Below are 16,835 nucleotides of genomic sequence, written 5' to 3'. Positions count from 1 at the left end.
TTAATTCTATTTCTTTTATCTAAACGCCACTATGAAAAATAGCTGGAAATTTATCCTGATTCGCAAAAACCAGTTTCACTAATTCATAGTTAGTTTCTGAATCCAAAAGTGTATTCTCAATTTCTTTTACGTCAGAAAGTGTTGCCATTTTTCCAATTTTTTTTCGATTTTTACGGAAAGTGGTACGATTAAATCCGTAAAGAATTCCGTTTTCGATTATTGAAAACGGGAAGTCATCTTTCATTTCCCTTTTATCTAAATCGTAATTTCTCAACTCGTAACGCTGAATGCTAAAAAACGAATCATAATATTCTCCGTTCACTATAAGATCCGTATATTCTTTAATGAAACTTTCTATTGTAAATTGCGTAAGCAATGGATTAAAGCTTTGAATTTCGATAAAATGTTCTCCACCAATTTTGTCAAGAGTATAAGCTGTAATTAAATCCGATTTTATGTCTTCGCCAATTAAAGATTTTGGTCGGTCGATTATCCTTAATTTTCCGTTGCTTTTGCAATATTCCTTCACATCGTCAGAATCTGTATTGATAACAATACTTTCGAATGCATCAATTTTCAGTAGTTTTTCAATCATATATTGATAAACAGGTTTTCCATTGAATTCAAGGAAATTTCTGTTAGGTAAATAGTGCGAAAATTCTTTTTGGATTGGTAAAAGTGCGGTAAAAATGGGATTGCTCATAAGATCTTTATAAGAGAATTAAAATGACGATTATTTTATTGAGCTAATTTAGAAAGATAGAATGAACTGGTTTTAGGTAGAAATACTTGATTTGAAGATTTCCACCATATAAGTTATTTTCACCATATAAGTGATATAAGAAAATATAAGCTGAATTGTAAATATGCGTACAGCTTAAATAAACTTACATAACTTATATGGTGAAAAAATTAATTGGGAGTAAAAGTCAGGTAATCTAAATTCATGTTCCCGTTTTCGACAATATGCAAGGTTAGTAATTGTGTGCCTTTTTCGAGTTTAATAGTTCCTATGTTTTCCGAACTATTCCAATGATGCCATTGTCGCCACGCAACGGGATCTTTGTCGTCATGTGTTGATTCAATTTTCATATTTCCTGTGGCGTCTTTTCCGTTTACTGCGATAGAAATTGCGCCATCACCATTTGCGGTATACAAAACACCAATTTTGTACGTTCCGGATTTCTTAACCAGAATCGTATAATTTATCCATTCTGAAGGTTGCGTCCAGCCCACATAAAGCTGTTTCATCTTGAGAGGAACTTTGGTATAAGATGTATCATCAATACTATCTGTTTTTGTATACGAAATATCCACGGCTTCTTTTATTCGGAATTCATTCAAAGGATTTCCGTTAACGGGATTCAGTTTTCCGCTGCCATTATTGACTTCATCAGTATCGTGATACGCAATGCCTTCCCCGCCAAGATCATAAAATTCACATTCTATTTTTCCCGGAATCTGCTGTAATTTCATTGGTTTTGACTTTTCAGCCGATGTTTGGGCTATTGCCGATGTGCCAATCAAAATGAAAATATTCAGGATTGTTAATATTCTTTTCATATTATTCTTTTTTGGATTATTACAACGCATTGATTTTAGCGTTGTTAGACCCGACAGGTTTTTAAAACCTGTCGGGTCTGGATTGAACACAAACAAGGCGTACAGTTTTGCATATCTACGATAAAATCTATGACTTCTTTCTTTATTTTAGTGTTGTTAGACCCGACAGGTTTTAAAAACCTGTCGGGTCTATATTGAACACAAACAAGGCGCACGGTTTTGCATATCTACAATACAATCTATGACTTCTTTCTTTATTTTTGCGTTTTTAGACCTGACAGGTTTTAAAAACCTGTCGGGTTTATATTGAACACAAACAAGGCGTACGGTTTTGGATATCCACGATAAAACCCTGTAGTCAACAATATTTATTGACATCGAATATTCGTAGAGGCGCACAGCAGTGCGTCTTCACATAGATTAGGTATAAACGTGAAACCTATGTATTAGAAAATTTATTTTACTTCTAAAGTAGCGATCGAATGTGCGAGACTTGTTATTTTTGAAGCTTTACCTTTTATCCAAAGAAAATAATCTACGTTATCATCAGATTGATTCATCACGACAACTTCAAGATTATTATCCTGATTTACAAATGCTGTAGACAAAAGTTTATTACTGCTGGAATTGCACGCCACACGTTTTGCGCCCGGATGAATGAATTTAGAAAAGTGACCTAAATAATAATATCCGTTTGTATAAATCAATTTTCCGGTTGAAAGATCAGCGTGAATAGGCGACATACAAAAGTTTTGAACGTGGTTTGGTCCGCCTTTTTCGTCTAGTAAAATATTCCAGTCCGTCCAGGCAACCGTTCCAATATTGAAATCGTTAATCATCGACATACCATATTTTTCGCCATAAGTCCAATCCGTCAATAACTTTTGGTCAAAATCAGCCGCACAACCTTCTGTTAAGATAAGTGATTTATCCGGAAAAGCTTCTGCCACACGGCGCTCAGCCTCAAAGTTCATTCCGTTTTTATGCCAATCTTCGTACCAGTGATATCCAATTCCCCAAACATATTTTGCTGCATCGTTATCTTCCAAAACCGTACTCACACGTTGGTACATTAAATCACGATTATGATCCCACATAATCAATTTCTTTTTAGACAAACCCGCTTTTTGCATTGTTGGTCCAAGAAAGTTTTTGATAAAATCGCGTTCTTCTTGCGCCGTAAAAATGCAAGATTCCCATTTTTGCACCGCCATAGGTTCGTTTTGTACCGTGTAACCCCAAATTGGAATTCCCTCTTTTTCGTATTCCTTTATAAATTTCACAAAAAAGTTTGCCCAGCTTTGGTTGTATTCCGGTTTTAAAGCTCCGCCTTGCAAAACATTATTATTGGTTTTCATCCACGCTGGCGGACTCCACGGCGAAGCGTATAAAGTTAGTTTTCCGCCCGCTTTTGTAATAGCTTCTTTAATTAACGGAATTCGGTATTTTCTGTCGTGGCTAATATCAAAGGTTTTTAAGTCTTTATCACCTTCGGCAATATAACTGTAGATATCACTTGAGAAATCGCAGCTTTGCATGTTTGTTCGTGCTAAAGTATAGCCAATACCTTTTTCTTTATCATAATAAGCAGTCAGGATTTCTGCTTGTTGCTCTTTAGAAAGCTTGTAGAAAACTTCGGCGGAAGCATCAGTAATAGCGCCACCAATTCCCAACATAGTTTGATAAGTCTTTGAAGGATCAACAAATACCGAAAATTCTTTTTCTATAGGTTGTGGTTTGTCTATAAAAGATAAAGTTTCTGTTTTTGTTAGTTTGTTATTGGTATTTTTTGCTGTTACATAAACCGTAACGCTTTTATAATCCGTTTTTGAAGGACTTTTTTGAGCGACGAGATTATTGGTCAAAAATCCCGATAACATGATGGTCAGGCATGTTGTAAAATGGTATGTTTTCATAATTATGGGTTAGATAGTTAGTTTTTGTTTCTTGTAAATTGCCCACTGATTTTGCGGATTAAGCGGATTGGCGCTGATTTTTTTATTTAAAACTTGCGCCAATTTGTAATTGCTTTATATCAGAATTTGATTGATTGCTTTAAGTTCCTCTGCAGAAAACGAAGTGTTTTTAAGACATCCCACAGAATCAATTACTTGCTCGGGTTTACTTGCGCCAATAATAACCGATGAAATTCTTTTGTCTTTCATGACCCATGACAACGCCATTTGTGCCAATGTTTGTCCGCGTTCTAATGCCATTTCGTTAAGCTTTTTAACCTTGGCAATATTCTCAGGCGTGATTGCGTCTTCTTCGATTGCGCCATTTCCGCGATGTGCTGTAGCTCTTGAATTTTCGGGAATTCCGTTTAGATATTTATTTGTCAAAAGACCTTGTGCAAGAGGTGAAAAAGCGATTCCGCCAATACCATTTAATTCCAGAACATCCAATAATCCATCTTCAACAGAACGCTCCAACATCGAATATTTTGGCTGATGAATCACACAAGGAGTTCCTAATTGTTTCAAGATTGTAAAAGCCTTTTGAGTTTCGGAAGGACTATAACTCGAAACACCTACATAAAGTGCTTTTCCCTGACGGACAATTAAATCCAGCGCTGCCATAGTTTCTTCCATTGGTGTGTTTGGATCCGGTCTGTGGTGATAAAAAATATCCACATATTCTAAATCCATACGTTTCAGACTTTGGTCTAAGCTGGCAATCAAATGCTTTTTAGAACCGAAATCTCCATAAGGACCTTCCCACATTGGCCATCCGGCTTTTGTAGAAATCAAAAGTTCGTCACGAAAAGGTTTAAAATCCTGTTTGAATATTTGTCCAAAAGTAGTCTCAGCAGATCCCGCCGGAGGACCGTAATTATTGGCAAGATCAAAATGTGTAATACCATTATCAAAAGCAGTGTGCAATATGTTTCTTGCGTTTTCGGTATTATCGATCGCGCCAAAGTTATGCCACAAACCAAGAGAAAGCGCTGGAAGCATTAATCCGCTGTTGCCACAACGACGGTATTCCATTTTTTGATATCGGTTTGAATCTGGTAAATAAGTCATGTTTTTTTAATTATGATTGTTATATTTTTTTGAATGCTTTGGTTACAATTTCTAAATCTGTTGCGCCTCTAAAACCGCTAAAACCAATCGAAAGTTGTGTTCCGTCACTTAATGTAATTGGTTGTCCGCCTTCCCAGCCAATAAGGTCCGGAGCCTGGATTCCGTTAGCGTTCATGTCTACAACTTTATTAAAAACCAATCTTTCATAATCTCCCGTTTTAACTCCGGTAAGCCAAACCTGACTCGCTTTTGTCCAGGCAATTTTATACGATTGTCTTTTACGAACTTTGTCATTTCCGTACATTCGGCCATAAACCATACCTTCTTCGTCAATAATACAAATTGCAACGTTTCCGTTAGAAATTGCTTTGTCTTCTTCAACTTGCATATAAGATGGAATTAAATCGTCAATTGCCGATAATGCCAGTGTAATTCTTAGATGGAGAACTTGATCTTTCATTGATTATAAATTTATTGTGTGTTTAATTTTCAAAGATCAAATATTAAATCGCCTAATTTCTTAAACTAGATCAAGAAATAATAAAATAATACGAATCATGTGAATTTGTGAAGATGTGAAGACGTGATTGAAATGTGCCTTTAGGCACTACATATTGGTAAAAAAAACATCAATCGAAATAAATATAGCATGCCGTAGGTACGCAACAAAACGTTAATCATGCGTACCTACGGCACGCCAACGAATTTCGCGCCATTTTTTTTTCTACCGATGATATGTGCCTAGAGGCACATTGTTGGGTGTGATTTTTGTGTATAATCTATGCGGAGACGCACTGCTGTACGCCTCTACGAATATTCGTTGTCTATAAATTAATATTATATTTTGATTTTTAACGTAGAAATGCGCATCAAATCAAGATTTGCAAAAAATGCACCGTTAGGTACATATCATTGGTAAAAAAAACATCAATCGAAATAAATATAGCATGCCGTAGGTACGCAACAAAACGTTAATCATGCGTACCTACGGCACGCCAACGAATTTCGCGCCATTTTTTTTTCTACCGATGATATGTGCCTAGAGGCACATTGTTGGGTGTGATTTTTATGTGTTTAATCTTTGCGGAGACGCATTGACGTGCGCTTCTACGGATATTCGTTGTCTATAAATTAATATTGTATTTTGATTTTTTAATGTAGAAATACACAGCAAATTAAGATTTGCAAAAAAATGTACCGTTAGGTACATATCATTGGTAAAAAAACATCAATCGAAATAAATATAGCGTGCCGTAGGTACGCATCAAAACGTTAATCATGCGTACCTACGGCACGCGAACGAATTTTGCGCCATTTTTTTTTCTACCGATGATATGTGCCTAGAGGCACATTTTAGGGCGTAATTTTTATGCGTGATTTTCGTGGAGATATTCTGGTGTGTGCCTCTGCGAATATTTATCGTCTATAAAAACACGTTAAATAAATATATCATATATTTACGACTTGTTACCAAAAGCAATCCTACTAAACCAGTTTTTAAGATGTTTGAGAAAATACACGATTATCTTTCCAGATTTGCCAGACTATCAGAACAAGAGATTAAAATTTTTGAAAATAATCTTGAGTTTAGAAAAGTTCCCAAGAAAACAATTTTATTGCACGCGGGCGAAATCTGCAATTTTGAAGCTTATATAAATAAAGGTTGCATACGAGAATATTTTGTGGATCGTGACGGAATAGAACTGACATTGCAATTTGCAACGGAAGATTGGTGGGTAAGTGATATTACGAGTTTTGAGGATCAGGTGCCAAGCGATATGTATATTGAGGCGCTGGAAGATTGTGAGTTATTAGTTTTAAGCCGTCAAGCGAAAGAAAATCTAATCAATGAAGTTCCGCAATTAGAGCGCATGTTTCGATTAATGATTCAAAGGCATTTATCGAAATTGCAAAAGCGCTTGTTCAAAACCGTTTCCTCGACGGCGATGGAGCAATATGTAGAATTTCTGAATCGATATCCAACATTATCGCAGCGGGTTTCGCAACAATATATCGCTTCTTATTTGGGAATCACGCCTGAGTTTTTAAGCAGATTGAGAGCAAAACATTTGAAAAACGGATAAGTTTTGATTTCATCGATTATAATTATAAAGTAGAATAGGAGTTTATGACTCCTTTTTTTATGTGTTGAAGTGAGGTGCTTTTTTCCTCTCGCAGATTTTGCAGATTTTTAATCCTTTGTTCCGATAATAAGTGTTGTAGAAATATTTCTTTCACTTAAGTGTTAAAATTTTAAAGACACAATCTATACGTTTACTAAACTTTTAGGATATCTTTAAAAAGAATTATTGTCAAATTGACTATTTGGCTAAAAAAGTGTAATATTATTGAAATTTTAAAATAGCTGATTTTGTGATGTTTAGCATGGTTTCTAAAAGAACTGGCGAACATTTTTTTTTGAAGTTCTTGCAGAATAAATTATAATTTGTATTATTGTAGTATAGAATAGTATAATAACCAAAACTTTATTTAATGAGACAGTATCATTTCCTGTTAAAAAACATGTTTTTGTCCGTTTTATTTATGGTCATTTTTTGCAATTCGGCGGAAGCCCAAAAAAGCATTAAAATGACTTATGGTAAAAGCGGAATTATTACTTATGATGTTCAACAAAAAACAATTTCTGTAAGTCAATCCGGAAAAAACATTTTTTCTGGAGCAAAAGCTTCGGTTATTGTGAATGGTAAAACAATTTCTCTGAGCGATTATCCGGAAGCTGTTTTATCAAAGGAAACGATTAATGATAATTTAGGGAAAGGTTTAAAATATACGCTTACTTATAAAGATAAAAATAATCCAACGCTAATCCAGAGCTTTATAATTTATAACAATCAGTCATACTTTATAACTCAAATCGAAATTTTAGGCAACGGAAATCAAATTGCAACCAATTATATTTCGCCATTAGATTTAGGAAAAGTTGGTTTTGATAAAATCGAAAATCTACAAACTGTTTTCGTTCCTTATGATAATGACGCTTTTATAAGTTATGATTCGAAAAAACTAGATGAAGTTTCTCAAAATACAAGTGCAGAAGTTGGAATTCTTTTTAATAATACTTCGCGAAATGGTTTTATCGTTGGTTCTCTTGAACATACGGTTTGGAAAAGTGCTGTAAAAACAATCAATAAAAACAAGGAACCATTATTTTCTGCTTGGGCAGGATATTCAGAAAAAGAAACTACGCGTGATAGTATTGCGCACGGAATTGTAAAAGGTGATAAAGTTTCGTCTCCAAAATTCTTTGTTGGATATTATTCTGATTGGAGAAACGGAATGGAAGAATATGCCAAAACGAATCGCATTGTTGAGAAACCTTTTGTTTTTGCGTGGGATAAACCAACTCCGGTTGGCTGGAATAGTTGGGGCGTTTTGATGGAGAAAATCAATTATGATAATACGACAAAAGTGGCTGATTTCTTTGCCAATTCAATTCCGCAATTTCGTGTTGGAAATACTGCTTTTATTGATTTAGATTCTTTTTGGGATAATATGGTCAAAGGTGGATTTACCGGAGATTTTAGTAAACTAAAAGAATTCGCAGATTATTGCAAAAGCAAAGGTCTGGAACCTGGGGCATATTGGGCGCCTTTTACAGATTGGGGTTGGAAAGATGGTCCAAATCGCAAAGCAGAAGGAAGTGATTATACTTTTGGCGAAATGTGGACAAAAACCGGAAATACTTATTTTGATTTTGATGGCGCTCGTGCCATTGATCCTACGCATCCGGGAACGCTTAAACGTGTTGATTATGTTATTAATAAACTAAAAGCGTGCGGTTTTAAAATGATTAAAATCGACTTTTTAGGTCACGCTGCTGCGGAATCTACTTCGTTTTATGATAAAAATGTTACTACCGGAATGCAGGCGTACAAAGTAGGAATGGAGCATTTAGTAAAAGCTCTTGACGGACAAATGCTTATTTATGCTGCGATTTCTCCAAATATGGCAACTTCTCGTTATGCACACGTTCGTCGTATTGCGTGCGATGCCTGGAAAACAATTGAGCAGACACAATACACCTTAAATAGCGTTAATTATGGTTGGTGGCAAACGTATGCATACGATTATATAGATGCAGATCACGTGGTTTTTGCAGATGTTACAGAAGGCGAAAATCGTGCAAGATTAATTTCGGCGGTTATTACGGGAACTTTGATTACTGGTGATGATTATAGCAAAGACGGAATCTGGAGCAAACGTGCAAAAGAATGGCTTCAAAATAAAGAGCTTTTAAAAATTGTCGCAAATGGTGTTGCATTCCGTCCGGTAGAAGGAAATACAGGAAAATTAACGACTGAAGTTTTCGAACAAAAAATAGGTAATGATTGGTATATCGCAGTTTTAAACTATGGCATTTCAAGCAAAAATTTTGAACTTCCTCTAGAAAGATTAGGGATAAAAAATGGCAATTATAAATTGCAGGATCTTTTTACTTCTGAAAATATTGACGTAAAAAACAACATTATAAAAGTCACTCTTGGCGCTAAAGATGCGCATTTGTATAAAGTTATAAATCACTAATAAAATGCAGCTGAAAAAACATCTTTTTAAGAATATGATGCTTGTATTAGCATTGTTTATTCTATCGTCAAATAGCGTTCATGCCACAGTATTATTGCCATCGTTCTTTACGGATAATATGGTATTGCAACAAAAAAGTTCAGTTCCGTTTTGGGGAGAAAGTGACGGAAAATCTGTAACTATTATAACTTCTTGGGATAAAAAAACATATACGTCTAAGGTAGAAAATGGTAAATGGAAAGTGATTTTGAAAACTCCTGTTTATGGCGGACCTTATACCATTACAATAAATGATGGAACTGTAAAAACGCTTAATAATGTTTTGATTGGTGAAGTTTGGTTGTGTTCCGGACAGAGTAATATGGAAATGCCTCTGGAAGGTTGGGGAAAAATCAATAATTATAAAGAAGAAATTGAGAATGCAAATTATCCGCAAATACGATTATTACAAGCGGAGCATATCGAAAGTACTTTACCATTAAATACATTAAAAGTACAACACGATGGCTGGAATGTTTGTAGTCCAAAAACGATAGGAGATTTTAGTGCAACGGCTTATTTTTTTGCCAGAAAGATTTACAACGAAAAAAAGATTCCTATAGGATTAATTCATTCTTCTTGGGGAGGAACGCTAATCGAAGCCTGGACAAGTTCTGGAGCGTTAACCACAATTCATGATTTTGATTCTGAAATTCAAGCCATGAAATCTGAAACTGATAACGCTGCATTATTGCAAAAATATAATGCTGATATGGCGGTTTGGGAAAAGAATTTGACAACTTCGGATAAAGGATTTTCGGAAGAAAAAGCAATTTGGGCAACATCAAATTTTGATGATTCAACTTGGAAAACAATGAAACTTCCATCTTTTTTTGACAGCAACGGATTGGGCAATTTTGATGGAGTAGTTTGGATTAGAAAAAAGATTACGGTTCAGGAGAATAATGTAGACTTTAGTCTAAGTTATTATGCAGATGATGAAGATATACTTTGGATAAACGGAAATTATATTGGCGAAACTAAAGGTTATAATGTAGAACGTCATTATACAATTCCAGCTAAATTTCTGAAAAAAGGCGAAAACACAATCACAATAAGAGTTTTTGACGGAGCTGGGAACGGTGGAGTTTATGGCGATGAAAAAATAGCTTTAAAATCAAGTAAAGAAACGATTTCATTGGTTGGATACTGGAAATATAATATTGGTGTTGATAGTAAAGATTTGCCTGTAAAACCATATTTGGCTCAAGGCCAAAATAGACCAAGCGCGATTTATAATGCGATGATTTCACCTATTATAGATTATAAAATAAAAGGTGTAATCTGGTATCAGGGAGAAAGTAATGCCGAAAGAGCGTATCAATATCAGAAGCTGTTTCCGTTGCTGATAAACGATTGGAGAGAAAAATTCAAGGATAAAAATTTGCCGTTTTTGTTTGTTCAATTGGCAAATTATAAAGAACAAAAACAACAACCAGGAGATTCTGATTGGGCAGAATTAAGAGAAGCACAATTTAAAGCTTTGAGATTGCCAAATACCGGAATGGCGGTTACAACTGATATTGGAAACGGAGCAGATATTCATCCAAAAAACAAACAAGATGTTGGTGGTCGATTGGCAAATATAGCTTTGGCAAAAGTGTATAATACCAAAATCGATTATTCGGGACCACTTTATAAATCTTATTCTATAAAGCAAAATGTCGTGACTATTGATTTTGATTTCAATGAAAATATAAAACCCAGAGACAATCTGCTGAAAGGATTTTCGATTGCAGGATCTGATCAAAAATTTCATTGGGCCGATGCTAAAATAGTAAATGGCAAAGTCGAAGTTTTCGCTCAAGGCGTAACAAATCCGGTTGCAGTGCGCTACAATTGGGCTGATAATCCTGACGGAAATTTAACGAATGCATCTGGTTTGCCGGCATCATCTTTTAGAACTGATGTTTGGGCAGGAATTACACAAGAAAAGAAATAAGAAAATAACACATAATAAAATGAAAAAACAATTTACAACTTTAAGGCAGTCTTTTACGATCGCATTTTTTATTCTGACGAGTTATTGCAGCACAATAACGGCACAAGAAATTATCTCGGTTAAAACCAAAAGTAATGCACTTGTTTTGCAAGTAACTCCGGGAAAAGAATTGAATACCATTTATTTAGGAGAAAAATTGGCAAACGATTTTGAATATGTAAAAATTCAAGGTCAGTTTCGTCAGGGAACAGATTATTCGGGGATTTATAATGCGGCTTATACGCCATCAGGATCTAAAAATTTATTGGAACCTGCAATCGCCGTAACGCACGCTGACGGAAATACTTCGCTTGATTTATTATACGTAAAACACACTACAAAAACGATCGCAACAGGAATTTCTCAGACTGAAATTACGCTTAAAGATAATGTATATCCAATTGAGGTTCATATGTTTATTCAATCGTATTATGATACTGATGTGATTGAACAATGGACAACAATTCAGCATTCTGAAAAATCAAATATTACTTTAAACAAATATGCTTCGGCAAATTTATACCTTAAAGGATATAATAATTTCTATTTGAATCAATATCACGGTGATTGGGCAAAAGAAATGCAGCCTGAAGAAACGAAATTAACTCACGGAATTAAAGTTTTAGACACTAAATTAGGTTCTCGTGCTAACTTATTTCAGCCTTCTGTATTTATGGTTTCTCTTGATAAACCAGCGACAGAAGACGAAGGAAAAGTTTTGTTTGCAGGATTAGAATGGTCAGGAAATTTCAGAACTGATTTAGAATTAGATCCATTAAATAATCTTCGCGTTATTTCGGGGATTAATAATGCTGCGGCAGCTTATTTATTGGCTAAAAATGAAGTTTTTACAACGCCTAAATTTTGGTACACTTTATCATCAAAAGGAAAAGGAAATGCAAGTCGTAATTTGCACGATTGGTCTAGAAATTACAAAATATTAGACGGAAAAGGAAGCCGTATGACATTGCTTAACAACTGGGAAGCGACTTATTTTAACTTTGACGAAAACAAATTAAAAGTGCTTATCGCCGATAGTAAAAAACTGGGCGTAGATATGTTTTTATTGGATGACGGATGGTTTGGAAACAATTATCCTCGTAACAATGATGACGCGGCTCTTGGAGATTGGGATGTGAACAAAAAGAAATTACCAAACGGAATTGGAACTTTAGTGAAAACGGCTAAAGACAATCAGGTGAAATTTGGAATTTGGATTGAGCCTGAAATGGTAAATCCTGCGAGTGATTTGTACAAAAAACATCCGGAATGGATTGTAAAACAACCAGGAAGAGCGGAGCATTATTTCCGTAATCAATTGGTTTTAGACTTATCAAACCCAAAAGTTCAGGATTTTGTTTATGGTGTTGTAGACAATCTTTTTACAGAAAATCCGGAATTAGCTTATATCAAATGGGATTGTAATGCTGTGATTTACAACGCGTATTCAAGTAATTTGAAAGACAAACAGAATAATTTTTACACAGATTATGTAAACGGACTTTACAAAGTTTTGGAACGTATTCGTGTAAAATATCCAAAAGTGCCAATGATGCTTTGTTCCGGAGGTGGAGGAAGAGTTGATTATGCAGCCTTGAAATACTTTACAGAATTCTGGCCAAGTGATAATACTGATCCTTTGGAGCGTGTGTATATGCAATGGGAATACTCGTATTTTTATCCTGCTTTGACTATCGCGGCGCACGTTACAGATTGGGGAAAACAACCTATTAAATATCGTACTGATGTTGCAATGATGGGAAGATTAGGTTTTGATATTGTGGTTAAAGATCTAAATGATAAAGATTTAGCTTATGCACAACAAGCGATAAAAAACTATGGTGCTTTGAGTACTACAATTTGGCAAGGAGATCAATATCGTTTGCAAAATCCTTGGAGAAATGATGCAGCTTCTGTAATGTTTGTGAATAAAAATGGTAATGAAGCGGTAGTTTTTAGCTATTTGGTAAATTCAAGATATGAAGCTGGAACACATCTTCCGATAAAATTAAAAGGACTTGAAGCGGGACAAAACTATAAAGTGGAAGAAATCAATGTTTATCCAGATAAAAAAGCTGCGGTAGAAACGGTAACGTACTCTGGAGATTTTTTAATGCAGGTTGGAATTAATCCAAATGTAAATTCTTCAAATACAAGTGTTGTTCTAAAAATTACTAAGGCCTAAACTAAATCTCGAACATTAGTATATATTTGTAATATATTTCTAATTAAATACCTATTTAACCGTTTTATGAAGCAAATTATTCAACAGATAAAAAATCTTGAATCTATAAATTCCTTCTCTAAACATGAGCAATTGGTTCAGGGAATAATTAATGCAATTGATGAAAAGGTAGTCACAAAAGGTGATTTACTTCCATCGGTAAATACTTTTATAAGCGAATTAGGTTTTGCCAGAGAAACTATTGCCAAAGCTTATAAAGAACTTGTACACAGAGGAATTATCGAATCAAAAAACCGATTGGGTTATTTTGTTGCGACAAATGATGTAAAACAAGAGCTAAAAGTGGCTTTATTGATCTTTGCATTTGATATTTTTCAGGAGACTTTTTATGAAAATTTCAGAAAAGGTCTTGGGAAAAACGTTCAGTTAGATATCTTTTTTCACCATAATAATTTTGATACTTTCGAAAGCATTGTTCAAAATATAAAAGGAAAATACGGAATGTTTGTTATCGCTCCAATTCCGAGTGTTAAAACTCCGCCTGTTTTGAAATTATTACCAACGAACAGAGTTTTGTTGGTAGATCGTTATATAGAAACTGACGAAGATTATAATTTTGTTGCACAAGAGTTTGGCGATTCGTCATACAATGCTTTTGTACAGCTAAAAGATAAAATTAAGAAGTATGATGAGATTATTTTCTTCTTTAAACCATCGTCTGCTGAACCTGATGAAATTTTAAATTCGTTTAAAAAATTCATGAAGGATTATGATATTAAAGGTGTAATTAAGGAAGAATATGTTTCAGGATCTCTTGAAAAAGGGAAGGTATATTTCACGATTCACAATCTTGAACTTTGGGAAATGCTAAAAGATTCTAAAGTAAAAGGGCTTAAAATTGGTAAAGACATTGGGTTTATTTCGCATAATGATGATATTGTAAAAGAGATCATTTTTGACGGAGTTACCACATTCTCTACAGATTTCGCTGAAATGGGAAAAAAAGCGGCAAATTTTGTTTTGAATCGTAAAAAGATTCAGGAGATTATTCCAACAGTTTTGGTTGACAGAAATTCGCTGTAGTTTATGAGTGTTTGGTCTATTGTCAGTTTTATATTAGTTACAGGTCTTATTGCCCTAATTTCAGCAATAAAAACACGTAAAAAAAAGGTACAAACTACCAGTGGACTTTTTTTTGCAGATCACAACAATAATTTCCTAATAGTAGGAGGAGCATTGTTGTTAAGCAATATAAGTGCGAATCAATTTATAGGCGAAAACGAATCTATTTATACCAATAATATGAGCGTTATTGCATGGGGCGTGAGTTCTGTGCTGGCAATGTTATTGGTTGCAGAATACTTTTTGCCTATTTATTTTCGTACCGGAGCCATGACGATTCCGGATTATTTAGGAAAACGCTACGATCAATCGACCAAAAGATTGGTTTCAATTGTGTTTTTATGCAGTTATATCGTTAATTTACTTCCCGCAGTTTTATATGGCGGAGCGGTTGCGTTAACCGGAATGTTCAATTTCTTAGAACCTTTGCACTTAACATATTGGCAAAATATATGGATTATGGTTTGGGTGATCGGATTAACGGGTTGTGCTTATTCTGTTCTTGGAGGTTTGCGCGCAATATCGATAAGTGATACTATTTTAAGTATTGGATTATTGACAATTGGTATCGCTTTTCCTTATTTTGGATTTAAATTTCTTGGTAATGGCGATTGGTTTCAGGGTTTGCATATCATGCTTTCGCAGAATAAAGAGCATCTCAACGCTATTGGAAGCCCGACTGACGAAGTTCCGTTAAGTACGATTTTTACTGGAATGTTTATCATGAACTTGTATTATTGGGGAATGGAGCAGTTTATTGTTCAGCAGGCGCTTTCGGCAAAAAGTCTTTCGCACAGTCAAAAAGGAATGGGATTGGCTTGTTTAGGAAAATTGTTATGTCCGTTTATTATCAATATTCCTGGGCTTATAGGCGTTCATTTGTATAAAAATCTTGAGAATACTACTGAGGTTTTTCCATTAGTAGTAAAAGATACGTTGCCTACGCTTTTAATTGGTTTAACCGCTGCAGTTGTTTTAGGCGCTGCAATAAGTACTTTTAATGCAGGTTTAAACAGCAGCAGTACACTTTTTGTTTTGAATCTCTACAAACCGTGGTTAGAAAAAAGAAATAAAGAAGTTACTGAGAAACATCTGGTTTATACGGGACGTAAATTCGAAATAATTGTTTCGGCTTTAGCCATGTTTTCGGCTCCGTTTATCATGTTTAGCAAAGCTGGTTTTTATACATATTTACAACAGCTTGGAGGAATGTTTTGTGTACCAATTTTCACGATAATTCTGGTTGGTTTTGTATCGAAAAAAGTTCCGCCACAAGCCGCTAGAATCGGAATGATATTCTTTATTTTAAGTTATGTAATCTTTAATTATATTCTGGATATCAAACTTCATTACTTGCATATGCTGGCTGTATTATTTGTTTTGACTACAATATGCATGTTGGTGGTTTCAAGGTTTTATCCGAATTATAAATACACCGAAATCAAACTTGAATCTGTTGGACTTGCACCATGGAAAAACCGTTATTGGTATTTTGGCGCGCTTTTAATAGGGATGATTAGTATTTTTATTCTGTTCTCAAAATGGGGAATAGCTTGATCGAAGGTACTAAGGTTCTGAGGTGCAAAGGGACAAAGGTTTATTATAGAGACGTACAATTGTGCGTTTTTTTTGTGTTCAATACAGACCTGACAGGTTTTTAAAACCTGTCAGGTCTAACACCGCTAAGATTAGGGAAGAAGACAAAGATTGTAACGTAGAGGCGCACAGCAGTGCGTCTTTTTTTACGTCTTTTTTTGTGTTCAATACAGACCCGACAGGTTTTTAAAACCTGTCGGGTCTAACACCGCTAAGATCTGGGAAGAGGACATAGATTGTAATGTAGAGGCGCAAAGTAATGCGTCTTTTTTTACGTCTTTTTTTGTGTTCAATATAGACCTGACAGGTTTTAAAAACCTGTCAGGTCTAACGCCGCTAAGATCTGCGAAGAGGACATAGATTGTAATTTAGAGACGGACAGGAGCTCGTCTTTTTTACGTCTTTTTTGTGTTCAATACAGACCTGACAGGTTTTAAAAACCTGTCAGGTCTAATACCGCTAAGATTTGCGAAGAAGACAATGATTGTAACGTAGAGACGTGCAATTGTGCGTCTTTTTTTACGTCTTTTTTTGTGTTCAATATAGACCTGACAGGTTTTAAAAACCTGTCAGGTCTAACACCGCTAAGATTTGCGAAGAAGACAAAGATTGTAACGTAGAGGCGCACAGCAGTGCGTCTCCGCATAGATTACGTATAAAAACCGCAACCAAAAATCTGTGCCTTTAGGCACTACAGATTGGTAGAAAATATCAATTGATTAATATATAGCGTGCCGTAGGTACGCAACAAAACGCTAATCATGCTTACCTACGGCAC

Annotated in this window: 11 protein-coding genes; 6 read left to right on the top strand and 5 right to left on the bottom strand. The window is 35.0% G+C overall.

Annotated elements, in window-relative coordinates; all coding sequences use genetic code 11:
- Window positions 1-19 precede the first annotated feature (19 nt).
- The 5 genes from WN975_RS07630 to WN975_RS07610 all read right to left on the bottom strand — a co-directional run bounded on the left by WN975_RS07630 (window position 20) and on the right by WN975_RS07610 (window position 5,049).
- On the bottom strand, window positions 20-703 hold the full coding sequence (locus WN975_RS07630) for a hypothetical protein (RefSeq protein WP_337965995.1): 684 nt from the start codon (window positions 701-703) through the stop codon (window positions 20-22).
- Window positions 704-912: 209 nt separating this feature from the next.
- Window positions 913-1,563, bottom strand: coding sequence for a carbohydrate-binding protein (locus tag WN975_RS07625; protein WP_337965994.1), 651 nt, complete (start codon window positions 1,561-1,563; stop codon window positions 913-915).
- A 455-nt stretch (window positions 1,564-2,018) separates the two neighbouring features.
- Window positions 2,019-3,479: a glycoside hydrolase family 30 protein gene (locus WN975_RS07620; protein WP_337965993.1), complete on the bottom strand. Its 1,461-nt coding sequence runs from the start codon at window positions 3,477-3,479 to the stop codon at window positions 2,019-2,021.
- A 114-nt stretch (window positions 3,480-3,593) separates the two neighbouring features.
- A complete protein-coding gene (mgrA, locus tag WN975_RS07615) occupies window positions 3,594-4,589 on the bottom strand; it encodes an L-glyceraldehyde 3-phosphate reductase (protein WP_337965992.1) in 996 nt (331 codons plus the stop codon).
- 19 nt (window positions 4,590-4,608) lie between these two features.
- Window positions 4,609-5,049, bottom strand: a complete 441-nt coding sequence (locus WN975_RS07610) for a heme-binding protein (RefSeq protein WP_337965991.1) — start codon at window positions 5,047-5,049, stop codon at window positions 4,609-4,611.
- A gap of 1,042 nt (window positions 5,050-6,091) precedes the next feature.
- Here WN975_RS07610 and WN975_RS07605 point away from each other — a divergent pair.
- The 6 genes from WN975_RS07605 to WN975_RS07580 all read left to right on the top strand — a co-directional run bounded on the left by WN975_RS07605 (window position 6,092) and on the right by WN975_RS07580 (window position 16,018).
- Entirely contained in the window at window positions 6,092-6,673 is a 582-nt protein-coding gene (locus tag WN975_RS07605; protein ID WP_337965990.1) for a Crp/Fnr family transcriptional regulator, read from the top strand.
- A 505-nt stretch (window positions 6,674-7,178) separates the two neighbouring features.
- Window positions 7,179-9,134 carry an alpha-galactosidase gene (locus WN975_RS07600; protein WP_337965989.1) on the top strand — a complete coding sequence of 652 codons (1,956 nt, stop codon included), beginning with the start codon at window positions 7,179-7,181 and terminating at the stop codon, window positions 9,132-9,134.
- Window positions 9,135-9,138: 4 nt separating this feature from the next.
- Window positions 9,139-11,115, top strand: coding sequence for a sialate O-acetylesterase (locus tag WN975_RS07595; RefSeq protein WP_337965988.1), 1,977 nt, complete (start codon window positions 9,139-9,141; stop codon window positions 11,113-11,115).
- A 19-nt stretch (window positions 11,116-11,134) separates the two neighbouring features.
- Window positions 11,135-13,339 carry an alpha-galactosidase gene (locus WN975_RS07590; protein ID WP_337965987.1) on the top strand — a complete coding sequence of 735 codons (2,205 nt, stop codon included), beginning with the start codon at window positions 11,135-11,137 and terminating at the stop codon, window positions 13,337-13,339.
- A gap of 66 nt (window positions 13,340-13,405) precedes the next feature.
- Complete coding sequence (locus tag WN975_RS07585) at window positions 13,406-14,422, top strand: GntR family transcriptional regulator (protein ID WP_337965986.1); 1,017 nt, start codon at window positions 13,406-13,408, stop codon at window positions 14,420-14,422.
- A 3-nt stretch (window positions 14,423-14,425) separates the two neighbouring features.
- On the top strand, window positions 14,426-16,018 hold the full coding sequence (locus WN975_RS07580; RefSeq protein WP_337965985.1) for a solute:sodium symporter family transporter: 1,593 nt from the start codon (window positions 14,426-14,428) through the stop codon (window positions 16,016-16,018).
- Window positions 16,019-16,835 lie beyond the last annotated feature (817 nt).

Origin of the sequence: uncultured Flavobacterium sp., assembly GCF_951805225.1 — a bacterium.
In the GTDB taxonomy this organism is placed as follows: Bacteria; Bacteroidota; Bacteroidia; order Flavobacteriales; family Flavobacteriaceae; genus Flavobacterium.
This window is presented reverse-complemented; position numbering and strand designations above follow the sequence as displayed.

Coding starts and splice junctions, on each gene's coding strand:
- WN975_RS07630 (WP_337965995.1), bottom strand. CDS start 703: ATGAGCAATCCCATTTTTACCGCACTTTTACCAATCCAAAAAGAATTT.
- WN975_RS07625 (WP_337965994.1), bottom strand. CDS start 1,563: ATGAAAAGAATATTAACAATCCTGAATATTTTCATTTTGATTGGCACA.
- WN975_RS07620 (WP_337965993.1), bottom strand. CDS start 3,479: ATGAAAACATACCATTTTACAACATGCCTGACCATCATGTTATCGGGA.
- mgrA (WP_337965992.1), bottom strand. CDS start 4,589: ATGACTTATTTACCAGATTCAAACCGATATCAAAAAATGGAATACCGT.
- WN975_RS07610 (WP_337965991.1), bottom strand. CDS start 5,049: ATGAAAGATCAAGTTCTCCATCTAAGAATTACACTGGCATTATCGGCA.
- WN975_RS07605 (WP_337965990.1), top strand. CDS start 6,092: ATGTTTGAGAAAATACACGATTATCTTTCCAGATTTGCCAGACTATCA.
- WN975_RS07600 (WP_337965989.1), top strand. CDS start 7,179: ATGACTTATGGTAAAAGCGGAATTATTACTTATGATGTTCAACAAAAA.
- WN975_RS07595 (WP_337965988.1), top strand. CDS start 9,139: ATGCAGCTGAAAAAACATCTTTTTAAGAATATGATGCTTGTATTAGCA.
- WN975_RS07590 (WP_337965987.1), top strand. CDS start 11,135: ATGAAAAAACAATTTACAACTTTAAGGCAGTCTTTTACGATCGCATTT.
- WN975_RS07585 (WP_337965986.1), top strand. CDS start 13,406: ATGAAGCAAATTATTCAACAGATAAAAAATCTTGAATCTATAAATTCC.
- WN975_RS07580 (WP_337965985.1), top strand. CDS start 14,426: ATGAGTGTTTGGTCTATTGTCAGTTTTATATTAGTTACAGGTCTTATT.